12 protein-coding genes are annotated in these 14919 nt (G+C 64.7%); 11 read left to right on the top strand and 1 reads right to left on the bottom strand.

The annotated features are described in order from the left end of the window. Positions 1–236: 236 nt before the first annotated feature. The 9 genes from V6F88_RS15750 (at position 237) to V6F88_RS15710 (ending at position 11482) form a co-directional block, all read left to right on the top strand. Positions 237–1112, top strand: a complete 876-nt coding sequence (locus V6F88_RS15750) for a MurR/RpiR family transcriptional regulator (RefSeq protein WP_046802636.1) — start codon at positions 237–239, stop codon at positions 1110–1112. Then, positions 1109–2089, top strand: a complete 981-nt coding sequence (locus V6F88_RS15745; RefSeq protein ID WP_046802637.1) for an isoaspartyl peptidase/L-asparaginase family protein — start codon at positions 1109–1111, stop codon at positions 2087–2089. The genes V6F88_RS15750 and V6F88_RS15745 overlap by 4 nt, the downstream gene beginning before the upstream one ends. A gap of 39 nt (positions 2090–2128) precedes the next feature. After that, positions 2129–4015, top strand: a complete 1887-nt coding sequence (locus tag V6F88_RS15740) for a dipeptide ABC transporter ATP-binding protein (RefSeq protein ID WP_332610619.1) — start codon at positions 2129–2131, stop codon at positions 4013–4015. Between the two features lie 66 nt (positions 4016–4081). Then, positions 4082–5635, top strand: a complete 1554-nt coding sequence (gene gsiB / locus V6F88_RS15735; RefSeq protein ID WP_332610618.1) for a glutathione ABC transporter substrate-binding protein GsiB — start codon at positions 4082–4084, stop codon at positions 5633–5635. An 89-nt stretch (positions 5636–5724) separates the two neighbouring features. Then, positions 5725–6645 (top strand): glutathione ABC transporter permease GsiC, encoded by a 921-nt coding sequence (gsiC, locus tag V6F88_RS15730; protein ID WP_046802640.1) that lies wholly within the window; start codon positions 5725–5727, stop codon positions 6643–6645. 7 nt (positions 6646–6652) lie between these two features. Next, positions 6653–7552, top strand: coding sequence for a glutathione ABC transporter permease GsiD (gene gsiD, locus V6F88_RS15725; RefSeq protein WP_046802641.1), 900 nt, complete (start codon positions 6653–6655; stop codon positions 7550–7552). 158 nt (positions 7553–7710) lie between these two features. Next, entirely contained in the window at positions 7711–8805 is a 1095-nt protein-coding gene (locus tag V6F88_RS15720; protein WP_332610617.1) for a DmpA family aminopeptidase, read from the top strand. Positions 8806–8825: 20 nt separating this feature from the next. After that, the gene (locus tag V6F88_RS15715; RefSeq protein ID WP_332610616.1) at positions 8826–9671 is read left to right on the top strand and encodes a M55 family metallopeptidase; all 846 of its coding nucleotides are present in this window, start codon (positions 8826–8828) and stop codon (positions 9669–9671) included. Between the two features lie 14 nt (positions 9672–9685). Continuing rightward, positions 9686–11482, top strand: coding sequence for an aminopeptidase P family protein (locus V6F88_RS15710; RefSeq protein ID WP_332610614.1), 1797 nt, complete (start codon positions 9686–9688; stop codon positions 11480–11482). A 31-nt stretch (positions 11483–11513) separates the two neighbouring features. On the opposite strand, the gene V6F88_RS15705 is transcribed toward V6F88_RS15710, so the two are convergent. Further along, positions 11514–12467 (bottom strand): hypothetical protein, encoded by a 954-nt coding sequence (locus V6F88_RS15705; RefSeq protein ID WP_332610613.1) that lies wholly within the window; start codon positions 12465–12467, stop codon positions 11514–11516. A gap of 307 nt (positions 12468–12774) precedes the next feature. Here V6F88_RS15705 and V6F88_RS15700 point away from each other — a divergent pair, with 307 nt between their 5' ends. Continuing rightward, the gene (locus tag V6F88_RS15700; RefSeq protein ID WP_046802645.1) at positions 12775–14427 is read left to right on the top strand and encodes a CTP synthase; all 1653 of its coding nucleotides are present in this window, start codon (positions 12775–12777) and stop codon (positions 14425–14427) included. A 203-nt stretch (positions 14428–14630) separates the two neighbouring features. Then, positions 14631–14915 (top strand): DUF1330 domain-containing protein, encoded by a 285-nt coding sequence (locus V6F88_RS15695; RefSeq protein WP_046802646.1) that lies wholly within the window; start codon positions 14631–14633, stop codon positions 14913–14915. Positions 14916–14919 lie beyond the last annotated feature (4 nt).

Below are 14919 nucleotides of genomic sequence, written 5' to 3'. Positions count from 1 at the left end.
CGGGTCGATAAGGGGGAAAAGCAGAGCGCCGATAGCGTACCTCAAAGCGGCCCCGTTTCTTTTTGGGTCTTTCCCGCTTCATTCCTGTTTCATTCGCACGGGCCGTCCCACGACAATCCGCCGTTGTTACATAATTTCACGGGTATACCCTTAGTATGAAAAGGAATTTTCTTATTTAAAATTTGCGTGTAAACAGATTTACACAATCGCCAGATAAGCCGAACCCCCCGCACACGATGAACAAGGCCGTACTTACGATCGCTGATCGGATCGCCCGGGCCCAGCCCGCGCTGAGCCGGACGCAGCACAAGATGGCCGAATACGTGTTGGCGCACCAGTTTCGCGTTGCCACCATGACCATCGACGAATTCGCGGCGGCAGTGGGCGTATCCGTGGCCACGGCCAATCGCTTTGCGCGTGCGCTGGACCTGCCGGGTTATCCGCAGTTTCGCGCCGAACTGGCGCGTGGCTTCGAAGCCGCGCTGGAACCCGTGGAAAAGCTGCGCACCGAACTGGCGCATTCCGCCAGCGCCGTGCAGATCTTTGCCGCCACGCTGGAAGAAGACATCCGCAACGCGCAGCGCAACTTGCAGTCGCTGGATTCCGCTGCCTGTGAGCAGGCGGTGCAGGCCATCCTGGCGGCCGAACGCGTCTTCATCATCGGCTTTGGCGCCAGCGGTTTCCTGGCCGGCCTGTTGCAGCGCGGCCTGTGCATGCACCTGCATTCCGTTGAATCGCTGGCGGGCCCCGGCGGCGTGTCGCACGCGGCGCGGCAGATGTCGCGCATGACGTCCAACGACCTGGTGATTGCAATCGGCTTTCCCCGCTATCTGGCCGACACGGTGACGCTGGCGGCCGCCGCCAAGCAGGCCGGCGTGCCGGTGCTGGTGCTGACCGACAAGCCCACGTCGCCGCTGGCGCCGACGGCCTCCGTTGTGCTGTACGCGTTTTCCGCGCGCCAGCTGATCCCCAATTCCGAAACCGCTGCGCTGGGCCTCATCGAAGCCTTGTCCGCAGCCGTGGCCTATCGGGCCAAGAATTCCGTTGCGGCAGCCGCTGGGGTGACCCAGTCCGTGATGCCGTGGCTTATCCATGGAGTAGGTAAACGATGATTCAACCCGTGATTGCCATTCACGGTGGCGCCGGCGCGATGTCCCGCGCGGCCATGTCGCCCGAGAAAGAACAGGAATACCTGGCCGCCCTGGAGTCCATCCTGACGGCCGGCCAAGCCGTGCTGGCACGTGGCGGCAGCGCCCTGGACGCCGTTACCGAAGCCGTGCGCCTGCTGGAAGATTGCCCGCTGTTCAACGCGGGCCACGGCGCCGTGTTCACCAGCGCCGCCACGCACGAGCTGGATGCCGCCATCATGGACGGCGCCACGCTGCGTTCCGGCGCGATTGCCAACGTCAATTGTGTGCGCAACCCCATTTTTGCCGCGCGCAAGGTCATGGAAAACAGCAAGCACGTGCTGTTCGTGGGCGAGGGCGCTGAAGCTTTCGCGAAGGCCGAAGGCCTGGAGATCGTGGACCCGTCCTATTTCTCTACCGACGCCCGCCGCGAACAACTGCTGCGCGTGCAGCGCGAGACGCCCGACGCCGCCGTGCTTGACCACGACGGCCAGGCCATGGTGGCGCGCGGCCAGCCCGCGCCGGCCGACCCGCTGGACGCCGACAAGAAGTTCGGCACCGTGGGCGCAGTGGCGGTCGACGCGCAAGGCAACGTGGCCGCGGCCACGTCGACCGGCGGCATCACCAACAAGCAGGTCGGCCGCGTGGGCGATGCGCCCTTGATCGGCGCCGGCACCTACGCCAGCAACAAGACCTGCGCGGTATCCACCACGGGCACCGGCGAGATGTTCATCCGCATGGTCGCCGCTTACGACGTGGCGGCACAGATGGAATACAGCGGCGCGTCGCTGCAAGAGGCGGCCGACCGCGTCGTGATGGAAAAACTGCCCACCATCGGCGGCAAGGGCGGCCTGGTGGCCGTTGACGCCCAGGGCAATGTGGCCTTGCCGTTCAACACGGAAGGCATGTATCGCGGTTACGCCCGCGTTGGCGAAAAGCCGGTCACCGCCATCTACCGATGAGCGTGACGGGTTCTGTTTTGATTTTGGGGATTAATAAAGATGGTTGATCGCGCAAACAGCCTGGCGCTGCCGGAAAACCGCGTGGTCCAGGTCGACGACCTGACGGTGCGCTTCGTGGGTTCCGAGCGCACGGTCGAAGCCGTGCGCAACCTGTCGTTCCATGTGGACCGGGGTGAAACCCTGGCCATCGTGGGCGAATCGGGTTCGGGCAAATCGGTGACGTCCCTGGCGCTCATGCGTCTGGTGGAACATGGCGGTGGGCGCATCGCCCAGGGCCGCATGGCGCTGCGCCGCCGCAACGGTGCCGTGATCGACCTGGCCAATTCCAGCCAGCGCGTCATGCGTAATGTGCGCGGCGCCGACATGGCCATGATTTTCCAGGAGCCGATGACGTCGCTGAACCCGGTGTTCACCGCCGGGGACCAGATCGCCGAATCGATCCGCCAGCACCAGGGCAAGGACGCCGCCGCCGCGCGCGCCGAAGCGCTGCGCATGCTGGAACAGGTGCGCATCCCGGAAGCCAAGTCCGTGCTGGACCGCTACCCGCATCAACTGTCGGGCGGCATGCGCCAACGCGTGATGATCGCCATGGCGCTGGCCTGCAAGCCCGCGCTGCTGATCGCCGATGAACCGACCACGGCGCTGGATGTCACCATCCAGGCGCAGATCCTGCAACTGATCCGTCAGCTTCAGGAAGAAATGCACATGGGCGTGGTGTTCATCACCCACGACATGGGCGTGGTGGCTGAAGTGGCCGACCGCGTGTTGGTCATGTACCGCGGCGACAAGGTTGAAGAAGGCCCGTCTGAACAAGTGTTCTCGGCGCCGCAGCACACCTACACCAAGGCGCTGCTGTCGGCCGTGCCCAAGCTGGGCGCCATGGAAGGCACCGATCTGCCCGCGCGCTTCCCGCTGCTGCAAGTGGAAGGCCAGGCCCAGCCCGTGGCCGAGCCCGGCATCAGCAGCACGCAGGAAGTGCCGGCCGCCAAGCGCGAACCGATTCTGTCGGTGCGCAACCTGGTGACCCGCTTTGACCTGCGCGGCGGCATTCTCAGCCGCGTGCAGCGCCGCGTGCATGCGGTGGAACAGGTCAGCTTCGACCTGTACCCTGGCGAAACGCTGTCGCTGGTGGGCGAGTCCGGTTGCGGCAAGTCCACGACCGGCCGTTCGCTGCTGCGCCTGGTCGATAGCCAGGCCGGCGAAATCAAGTTCGGCGGGCGTGACATCGTCAGCCTGAAGAACAACGAATTGCAGTCCCTGCGCCGCGACATCCAGTTTGTGTTCCAGGACCCGTTCGCCTCGCTGGACCCGCGCGTTACCGTGGGCTTCTCGATCATGGAGCCGCTGCTGGTGCACGGCGTGGCCAAGGGCAAGGAAGCCGAACGCCGCGTGTCGGAATTGCTGGAACGCGTGGGCCTGCCGCCTGAAATGGCGCAGCGCTATCCGCACGAATTCTCGGGCGGCCAACGCCAGCGCATCTGCATCGCGCGCGCGCTGGCCCTGAACCCCAAGGTCGTGATCGCGGACGAATCCGTGTCGGCGCTGGACGTCTCCATCCAGGCGCAAATCGTGAACCTGCTGATCGACCTGCAACGCGACATGGGCATTTCGTTCCTGTTCATCTCGCACGATATGGCCGTGGTGGAACGCGTCAGCCACCGCGTGGCGGTGATGTACCTGGGCCAGATCGTTGAGATCGGCCCGCGTCGCGCCATTTTTGAAAATCCGCAGCACCCGTACACCAAGAAGCTGATGTCGGCCGTGCCGATCGCCGATCCGGCGCGTCGCCACCTGAAGCGCACCTTGTTGTCCGATGAAATTCCCAGCCCGATCCGCAAGCTCGGCGACGAGCCGGTGGTGCAGCCGCTGGTGCAGGTTGGAACCGATCACTTTGTTGCCCGCCATCCGGTCGGCGGCGCGTATTGATTCCGTTGTCGTACCTATTTTTCTTCCACCAAACCCCCTAATTCCATTTTGGAACCAGGAGTTGCAATGATGAAAGTTCTGCGCCCCACCAAGTTGATGGCCGCCGCCGCGGTGGCCTTCGGCGTGCTCACTTCGCCGTTGGCGCATGCAGCCAAGGACGTGACGTTTGCCGTCTCCATCGCACTGGAAACGCTTGATCCGTACAACACCAACAGCACGCTGAACCAGGCTGCCGGCAAGGCCTACTACGAAGGCCTGTTCGAATTCGACAAGGACCTGAAGGTTCAGAAGGTGCTGGCCACCGACTACACCGTCAGCGAAGACGGCCTGGTCTACACGTTCAAGCTGCGTCCCGGCGTGAAGTTCCACGACGGCACCGACTTCAATGCCGAAGCGGTCAAGATCAACTTCGATCGTCCGGCCAACCCGGAAAACCGCCTGTCGCGCTACATCCAGTTCAGCGTCATCGACAAGACCGAAGTGGTTGACCCGATGACCATCAAGATCACGTTGAAGAAGCCGTTCTCGGCCTTCATCAACGCGCTGGCCCACCCGGCCGCCATGATGATCTCGCCGGCCGCGCTGGCCAAGTACGGCAAGGAAATCGGCTTCCACCCGGTGGGCACCGGCCCGTTCGAATTCGTCGAATGGAAGCCGGCCGAATACCTGAAGGTCAAGAAGTTCGACGGCTACTGGAAGAAGGGCTACCCCAAGGTCGACACGCTGACCTTCCGTACCGTGACCGACAACAACACCCGCGCCGCCGTGGTGCAGACGGGTGAAGCGCAGTTCGCCTTCCCGGTGCCGTTCGAACAAGCCGCCGTGCTCAAGAAGAACGACAAGCTGGACGTGGTCGATCACCAGAACTCGATCATGGCCCGCTACCTGTCGATGAACACGCAGCAAAAGCCGTTCGACAACGTCAAGGTGCGCGAAGCCATCAACTACGCCATCAACAAGGAAGCGCTGGCCAAGGTCGCCTTCTCGGGTTACGCCACCGTCGTGGACGGCGTGGTGCCCAAGGGCGTGGATTTTGCGCACAAGTCGGGCCCGTGGCCGTACGACATCAAGAAGGCCAAGGCCCTGCTGGCCGAAGCCGGCTACCCCAATGGCTTCGAAAGCCAGCTGTGGTCCGCCTATAACGACGGCACCTCGGTGAAGGTGGTTCAGTTCCTGCAACAGCAGCTGGCGCAAGTCGGCATCAAGGTGCAGGTTGAAGTGCTGGAATCGGGTCAGCGCGTGCAGCGCGTGCAACAGGTGCAGAAGCCGGAAGATGCCAAGGTCCGCATGTACTACGCCGGCTGGTCGTCCTCGACCGGTGAAGCCGACTGGGGTCTGCGTCCGCTGCTGACCACCGCTGCTTTCCCGCCGGTGCTGAACAACGTGTCGTACTACTCGAACAAGTCGGTGGACGACGGCGTTCAGGAAGCCTTGGCCACGACCGACCGCGCCAAGAAGACTGAAATCTACAAGGGCGTTCAGGAAACCATCTGGAAGGACGCCCCGTGGGCCTTCCTGGTGACCCAGAACAACCTGTACGTGAAGTCCAAGAACCTCTCGGGCGTGTACGTGGAACCGGACACCTCGTTCTGGTTCGGCGACATCGACCTGAAGCAGTAAACCTAGCAGTCACTCTTGGGGCCTTCGGGCCCTTGTAAGGCCACATACGGCGGGGGCGCGGTGTCCCCGCCGATGTTGCAGGAATTTCAATGCTGACCTACATCGTCAAACGTCTTCTGGGCATGATCCCCACGCTGCTGCTGGTAGCCGTGGTCGTGTTCCTGTTTGTGCACATGCTTCCGGGCGACCCGGCGCGACTGGCCGCGGGCCAGGAGGCCGACCAGCAAACCGTTGAGCTCGTGCGCAAGGAACTTGGGCTGGATCTGCCCCTGCCGCAGCAGTTCGTGCGCTACTTCAGCCACATGCTGCAAGGCGACCTGGGTACCTCGCTGCGTACCAAGCGCCCCGTCTCGACCGAGATTTCCGACCGTTTCATGCCCACGTTGTGGCTGACGCTTGCCAGCATGGTGTGGTCAGTGACCTTCGGCATGATCATCGGGATCGTGTCCGCGGTCTGGCGCAATCGCTGGCCCGACCGGCTTGGCATGACGCTGGCGGTGTCGGGCATTTCGTTCCCCGCGTTCGCGCTGGGCATGATGCTGATGCAGGTGTTCTCTGTGAACCTGGGTTGGCTGCCGACCGTGGGCGCCTCGACCTGGCAACACTACATCCTGCCGTCCATCACGCTGGGCGCCGCGGTAGCCGCCGTGATGGCGCGCTTTACCCGCGCATCGTTCGTGGAAGTGATCCAGGAAGACTTCGTGCGCACGGCCCGCGCCAAGGGCCTGACCGAGCGCCGCGTCGTCATCAAGCACGCGCTGCGCAACGCGCTGATTCCCGTGGTCACCATGATGGGCTTGCAGTTCGGCTTCTTGCTGGGCGGCTCGATCGTGGTGGAAACCGTCTTCAACTGGCCCGGCCTTGGCCGCCTGCTGGTTGATGCCGTGACCCAGCGCGACTATCCGGTGATTCAGGGCCTGGTGCTGCTGTTCTCGCTGGAATTCATTTTGATCAACCTGATTGTCGACGTGCTCTATGGCGTCATCAATCCCAGCATCCGTTACAAGTGAGGCGGCCATGAGCAATCCGACACCCGCCACGATGGTCGCCGCCGTTCCGAAGAACGACGTGCGCACGCCCGCCACCGAATTCTGGCGCAAATTCAAGAAGCAGAAGCTGGCCGTGGGCGCCGGCATGTTCGTGCTGTTGCTGGTTGTGGTCGCGGCGTTCGCGCCGTGGATCGTGCCCTTCGACCCCGAGAATTTCTTCGACTACGACGCGCTTAACGCCGGCCCGTCGCTGACCCACTGGCTGGGCGTGGATTCGCTGGGTCGCGACATCTTCAGCCGCATTGTCATGGGCGCCCGGATCTCGCTGGCCGCGGGCTTCCTGTCGGTGGCCATGGGCGCCATCGTCGGCACCTTCATGGGCTTGATGGCCGGTTACTACGAAGGCTGGTGGGAACGCATCACGATGCGTATCTCGGACGTGCTGCTGGCGTTTCCGGGCATGCTGCTGGCAATCGGCGTGGTGGCCATCCTGGGTTCCAGCATGGTCAACGTGATCGTGGCCGTGGCCGTGTTCAGCGTGCCGGCGTTTGCCCGCCTGGTGCGCGGCAACACGCTGTCGATCAAGCAGATGACGTATGTTGAAGCCGTCAAGAGCGTGGGCGCGTCCGACTGGACGATCATCATGCGCCACATCCTGCCCGGCACGATCTCGCCGATCGTGGTGTACGGCACGATGCGCATCGGCACGTCGATCATCACCGCCGCCAGCCTGTCGTTCCTGGGCATGGGTGCGTCGCCTCCCACGCCCGAGTGGGGCGCCATGCTGAACGAGGCGCGCGCCGACATGGTCATCGCCCCGCACGTGGCCATCTTCCCGGCGCTGGCGATCTTCCTGACGGTGTTGGCGTTCAACCTGCTGGGCGACGGCCTGCGCGACGCGCTCGATCCGAAGATCGACCGCAAGTGATACCTGCAAGTAAATAGGAAAGGCCCTGTCGCCGGGCCGCCCCAAGGCGGGGCAGCCCGCCCCAAAGGCGCGCGGCTTGGGGGCACTATCTGCGCCGTCGCCCCTTCCCGAAGGGCGGCGGCGTTTTGCATTAAGGAGCGTGGCAACACGCGGCAATCATGAACAAACAAGCGCTGGATCTGCCCCGCATCGGCGTGCTGCCGTCAGGGCCCCTGGATTCGATTTGCGACGTCGGCGACGTCACCGTCGGCCATTGCACGCTGGCCGACGGCGCGCAGCAGACGGGCGTCACCGTCGTGCGCCCGCACGCCGGCGACCCATTTCTGGACAAGGTTCCTGCCTCTGCCACCGTGCTGAACGGCTTTGGCAAAAGCACGGGCCTGGTCCAGGTGCAAGAGCTGGGCGTGCTGGAAACGCCTGTCGCGCTGACCAACACCTTTGGCGTGGGCACCGTCGCCAACGCGCAGATTCGCCAGGCCATCGCGGCCAACCCCGAGATCGGGCGCGGCATGGCCACCGTGAACCCGCTGGTGTTCGAATGCAATGACGGCTACTTGAACGACATCCAGGCGCTGGCCGTGCAGGAATCGCATTACGCCGAGGCCTACGCCCGCGCGGCCAAGGCGTTCGACCAGGGGGCGGTCGGGGCCGGGCGCGGCATGTCGTGCTTTTCGTTCAAGGGCGGTATTGGCTCGGCGTCCCGCGTGGCGTCCATCCAGCCCGGCCTGCGCTACACCGTTGGCGCGCTGGTGCTGGCCAACTTCGGCCGCTTGCCCAACCTGACCGTGGCGGGCCGCCCGTTTGGCCGCCGTCTGGCCGACCAGCTGGACCGGGGCTTGGCGCAGCAAGGCGAGAACGCCGCGATTGCGCCGGAGAAGGGCTCCATCATCTTGTTGCTGGCCACCGACGCGCCGCTGGACTCGCGCCAATTGCGCCGCCTGTCGCTGCGCGCGGGCGCGGGCCTGGCGCGCACGGGGTCCGTGTTCGGCCACGGCAGCGGTGACATCGCGCTGGCCTTTTCCACCGCGTACACCGTGCCGCAACTGGCCGAGCAGCCGATGCCCGCCGTGGCGATGCTGCACGAAACCCGTATCGACCCCTTGTTCGAAGCCGCTGCCGAAGCCTGCGAACAAGCCATCATCGCCGCGCTGTGGCACGCCGACGCCGTGACCGGGCGCAGCGGCCATCACCGCGCGGCCATCCGCGAGGCCGCGCCGCAGTGGCGCCGATGGCTGTCCGACACCGCATTCTGAATTCCTTGAAGGCTGACCCCATGAAGATCCTGATTTCCACCGATATCGAAGGCGTCGCCGGCGTCTTCCACGCCGAGCAAGTCCGCGCCGGCAACGGCGAATACGAGCGCGCCCGCGCCTGGATGACCGCCGAGGCCAACGCGGCCGTGCAAGGCGCCATTGCAGGCGGCGCCGAAGAAATCCTGGTCAACGATTCGCACGGCGGGTTTCGCAACCTGCTGCCCGACGGCCTGGACGAACGCGCGCGCCTGGTGCTGGGCAAGCCGCGCTACCTGGGCATGATGGGCGGCTTGGAAGAGGGCTGCGACGCCGTCTTCATGATCGGCTATCACTCGCGTTCGCAAGGGCGCGGCATTCTGGCGCACACGATCAACAGCTTTGCCTTCGCGCGTGTGCTGATCAACGGCATGGAGCTGGGCGAAGCGGGCCTGTATGGCGCGCTGGCCGGCGAAATGGGCGTGCCCGTGATCTTGGGTACGGGCGACGACGTGTTCATCGCCGAAACGCGCGACACGTTCCCCGGCGCTGAATGGGTGCAGACCAAAGTGGCCCATGGCCAGGGCAGCGGCGTGACCTTGTCGCCCGCCGCCGCGCGCCGCGCCATCGCCGCCGCCGCCGAGACCGCGGTGCGCAAGCTCAAGGGCAAGGCCACGTCCGCCGCCGATCCGAAACCCGTTCCTTTCCGCATTCCCGCCCCTATAGAATGCCGGTTGCAGACACAGAGCGCGGCGCTGGCCGACCTGTTCTGCATGTGGCCCACGCTGGAACGCGTGGACGGCGTGACCTTGCGATTCACCGTGGATAGCATGCAGTCGGCCGTCCGCACGTTGAACAGCCTGGCCGCCATGTCTTTCATGTTGCGCTAAGGATCCCATCCCCCATGTCTAGCACCGACGCCCGTATCGCCCAATTGCGGCAGGCCATGAGCCGCCGCGGCCTGTCCGCCTATATCGTCCCGTCTTCGGACCCGCACCTGTCCGAGTACCTGCCGGCGCGCTGGCAGGGGCGGCGCTGGCTGTCGGGCTTCACGGGGTCGGTCGGCACGCTGGTCGTCACGGCTGACTTTGCCGGGCTGTGGGTGGACAGCCGCTATTGGGTGCAGGCCGAGGCGCAACTGGCCGGTACCGGTGTGCAGTTGATGAAGATCGCGCTGGCGTCCACGCCGGGCCATGTCGACTGGCTGGCCGCCAACACCGGCGCGGGCGACGTTATCGGCGTTGACGGCCAGGTGCTGGGCCTGGGCGCATTCCGCGCCTTGTCGGCAGCGGCCGCCAAGTCTGGCGCCACGCTGGAAATCCGGGAAGACTTGCTGGACGACATCTGGACCGACCGCGCGGGCCTGCCCGACGCCGGGATCTATGAACACGTTGCGCCCGAAGCCTGCGTGACCCGCGCCGACAAGCTGGCGCAGGTGCGCGGCGCCATGCGCGCACATGGCGCCGATGTGCATTTCATCTGCACCGTGGACGACATCGCGTGGCTGCTGAACCTGCGCGGGGCCGACGTGGAGTACAACCCGGTGTTCGTCGGCCATGCGCTGATCGGCCTGGACCACGCCACGCTATTCGTGGCCGACGGCAAGATCGACGACACGCTGCGCGCCACGCTGGCTGCCGATGGCGTCGAAGTGGCAGGCTATGCGCAGGCCGCGGACGCCTTGGCCTCGCTGGAACGGGACCAGACGCTGCTGATCGACCCGGCGCGCGTGACCTGCGGCGTGTTCCACGCCATGGACCCCGCCGTGCCGCGCATTGAAGCGATCAACCCGTCCACCTTGTTCAAGTCGCGCAAGACGGATGCCGAACTGGCCCATGTGCGCCAGGCGATGGCCCAGGACGGCGCCGCGCTGTGTGAGTTCTTTTCCTGGTTCGAAGGCGCGCTGGGCAAGGAAACCATTACCGAACTGACCATCGATGAGCAGATCACCGCCGCCCGCGCCCGCCGCCCGGCCTACGTCTGCCCCAGCTTTGCCACCATCGCCGGATTCAACGCCAACGGCGCCATGCCGCATTACCGCGCCACGCCGGAATCGCACGCCACCATCGAAGGCGATGGCCTGTTGCTGATCGATTCGGGCGGCCAGTACCTGGGCGGCACTACCGACATCACCCGCGTGGTTGCGGTGGGCACGCCCAGCGCCGATCAGAAAGTGGACTTCACGCTGGTGCTCAAGGGCATGATCGCGTTGTCGCGCGCGTCGTTCCCGCGCGGCACGCCGTCGCCCATGCTGGACGCCATTGCGCGCGCGCCCATCTGGGAAGGCGGGGCGGAATACGGCCATGGCACCGGCCACGGCGTGGGCTATTTCCTGAACGTGCACGAAGGCCCGCAGGTGATTTCGTACCGCGCCATGCCGGGCCCGCACACCGCGATGGAGCCGGGCATGATCACGTCGAACGAACCCGGTATCTATCGCCCGGGCCGTTGGGGCGTGCGCATCGAAAACCTGGTCGCCAACCGCAGCTGGCTGACGTCGGAATTGGGCGAATTCCTGTGCTTTGAGACGCTGACGCTATGCCCGATCGACACGCGTTGCATCGAGGTGTCGCTGATGCGCGCGGACGAAATCGCGTGGCTGAACGACTATCACAAGACGGTGTTCGAGCGACTGTCTCCGCTGGTGCAAGGCGAGGCCCTGGCTTGGCTTGAACGCAGCACCGCGCCGATCAGCGCGTAGGACGGTCGCCAGGCGGGGCCGGCGACAACGCTCAGGCCGACTTCGCCGCCTGCCTGGCGCCCCAGTACAGCGCCAGGGCGCCGGCCATGCACCCCATCACCAGCAGCGCGGCGTAGATCGCCAGCACGGCAGCGCTTGCCGAATAAGACTGCGCGGCGCGCATCATCTGGCTCCATGTCATGGCCTTGACGGCCAGATAGGCCAGGCCGATGCCGGCCGCCTGGGCCAGCCAGAAGGCCAGGCTGCCATGGGCGACGGCACGCCCCAGGCGGGCGCGGCCGATGTGGCGCGGCAGTGCCTTCAGGCAGGTGACGACGCACAGCGCGAACAGCAACGCGGGCAGCGCGATATAGCCCAACACAAAGGCCGTCCAACCGGCATCCAGAACCATCATTTGCAAATAGCCGCCCGCGGCGATTGATACGGTCAACTGCCAGGCCAGCACGGTCAGCCCGGCGATCCAGGCCGCGTGCCGCCGACCGTAGGCGGGTGCGCCTGGCGCGCCCTTGCGTTGCACCGTCCAGGCGGCAATGCGCACGACCAGGCACATGCCGACGATTTCCAGCACGATGTTCACCACGCGGAAAAGCATGGCCATGGTCAGGAACTGGCCGGTCAGTTCAAGGCCGAACTGCTCGGTCAGCGCACCGCGGTTCTGCATGACGAAGCGCATGCCCACGTTGTGCAGGTAGGCGCTGGCCGCCGACACCATCAAGGTGTAGATCAGCTGCAAGGCGATAAAGGTGCCGAACAGCTTGCGCGGCTCGTCCACCGCCGTGGTGTTGTGGCGGCGCAGCCAGCCATGCATCGTGCCCCACACCGTCAAACCGACCATGACGGCGGATGCCAGGATGTTGGTCAGCAGCGGCATCAGGTATTGCGGCTGGCTGTACATTTCGCGCATTTGGTCGAATTGGGGCAGGGCCAGCATGGTGTAGCCCTGCACCAATGCGCCGTAAGCCAGGCGCACGATAACGGCGGTCAACGCCAGGCGCCAGGCGAGCGAGGCGGCGGCGGCCGAAGGAGCGGATGCCGGGGAAGGCGACGCTGATGCTGGAAACGTGGAAGGGGTCATCGACGGTGGCGGAAAGTTGAGAAAAAGCGGGGTCGAAAATTAGGGATCGAACATATCACGGCGTCTGGGGCCCGCGTGAATGCGGCGCGCCCAGGCCGGCATTTGAGTGCTGCCAAATGTTACGCGTCAGCGCTAGGGGAAAACCCAAATAACTTCCGCCTCCCGGCTATAATCCAAATTTCCCGCACGCGCCCGCTCGTCCCGGGTGCTCATTACGATGACCAAATACGTATTTGTCACCGGCGGAGTGGTGTCTTCCCTGGGCAAGGGCATCGCCGCTGCGTCGCTCGCCGCCATTCTCGAGTCGCGTGGTTTGCAGGTCACCATGCTGAAGCTCGATCCGTACATCAACGTCGATCCGGGCACGATGAGCCCCTTCCAGCACGGTGAAGTGTTCGTCACGGAAGACGGCGCCGAAACCGATCTGGACTTGGGCCACTACGAGCGTTTCATTTCCGCTCGCATGCACAAGGTGAACAACTTCACCACCGGCCAGATTTACGAATCGGTGCTGCGCAAGGAACGGCGTGGCGACTACCTGGGCAAAACCGTCCAGGTGATTCCGCACATCACCAACGAAATCCAGGACTTCATCGCCCGTGGCGCCGAAGCGGGCTGGAACGGCAACACGGATGTCGCCATCGTCGAAATCGGCGGCACCGTGGGCGACATCGAGTCCCTGCCTTTCCTGGAAGCCGCGCGCCAGATGAGCCTGCGCATGGGCCGCAACAACGCGGCCTTCGTGCACCTGACCCTGGTGCCGTTCATCGCTTCCGCCGGCGAACTCAAGACCAAGCCTACGCAGCATTCGGTCCAGAAGCTGCGCGAAATCGGTATCTATCCGAACGCGCTGCTGTGCCGCGCCGACCGTCCCATCCCGGACGACGAGCGCGCCAAGATCTCGATGTTCTCGAACGTGCCGCTGGACGCCGTCATCTCGGTCTGGGATGCCGATTCCATCTACAAGATTCCCGCCATGCTGCACAAGCAAGGCGTGGACAATATCGTCTGCGAAGCGTTGGGCCTGACCCCGCCGCCGGCCGATCTGTCCATGTGGGACAACCTGGTCGAAGCGCTGGAGCACCCGCAGCACCAGCTGACGATCGGCATGGTCGGCAAGTACGTCGACCTGACCGAATCGTACAAGTCGCTGACGGAAGCCCTGGTTCACGCCGGCATCCACACGCGCTCGAAGATCAACATCGAATACATCGATTCGGAAGACATCGAAACCCGCGGTACCGACCAACTGAAGCATCTTGACGCCATTCTGGTTCCGGGCGGCTTCGGCAAGCGCGGCACCGAAGGCAAGATCGCCGCGATCCGCTACGCCCGTGAAAACGGCGTGCCGTATCTGGGCATCTGCCTGGGCATGCAACTGGCCGTCATCGAGTTCGCGCGCCACGTCGCCGGCCTGGGCGGCGCCAACAGCACGGAATTCGACCCGTCGGCGCCCCATCCGGTGGTGGCACTGATCACCGAATGGATGGACCGCGAAGGCAAGGTCGAAAAGCGCGACAATTCGTCCGACCTGGGCGGCACCATGCGCAAGGGCGCGCAGCGCGTGCCGATCAAGCCGGGCACCCGCGCGCAGACCATCTACGGCGACGAAGTGAATGAGCGTCACCGTCACCGCTACGAGGTCAACAACGTCTACGTGCCGCGACTGGAAGAGTCCGGCATGGTGATCAGCGCCCGCACGCCGACCGAAAACCTGCCGGAAATGATGGAATTGCCCGACCACCCGTGGTTCGTGGGCGTGCAGTTCCACCCGGAGTTCACGTCGACCCCGCGTGATGGCCATCCGTTGTTCTCCAGCTATATCCGCGCCGCCATCGAGCAGAAGTCTCGCCGCGGTCAGGAGGCGTAATGCCGGTTCGCGGTCTCGAGTTCCGTAAGCGGATCCTCGGGGCCGCGGCCCATTTCTCCAGCGCCGCACTAGGCGGCGGCGCTTCTTTCGGATACAACCAATTAGCATCGGACAGGTGTCGCCAGGCCGCTTTGCGCGACACTGGCGGCTTTGCCGTATCCGGCGCCCACCCCCTTTCAACGCCACTGCTCTGAAGGAACCCCATGAGTGCTTACATCATCGCCGAAGTCACGGTGACCAAGCCCGCGCAATACGAAGACTACAAGCGTCTGTCCACGCTCGCCATGCGCGCGTACGATGCCAAGGTCCTGGTGCGGGGCGGTGAGACCAAGCACCTTGAGGGCCGTAAGCCCGGCCGCACCGTCGTCATGGAATTTCCGTCGATGACCGCCGCCCAGGCCTTCTACGACTCCTGGCAGTACCGCCGTGCCCGCAACGCCCGCGAGGGCGCGGCCGTCATGAATATGTTTATCGTTCAGGGAATGTAAAGTC

The organism is Achromobacter sp. ESBL13 (genome assembly GCF_036668755.1).
GTDB lineage: Bacteria > Pseudomonadota > Gammaproteobacteria > Burkholderiales > Burkholderiaceae_B > Achromobacter.
Note: the sequence above shows the minus strand (reverse complement) of the source record. Positions and strands in the feature narration are given on the sequence as shown.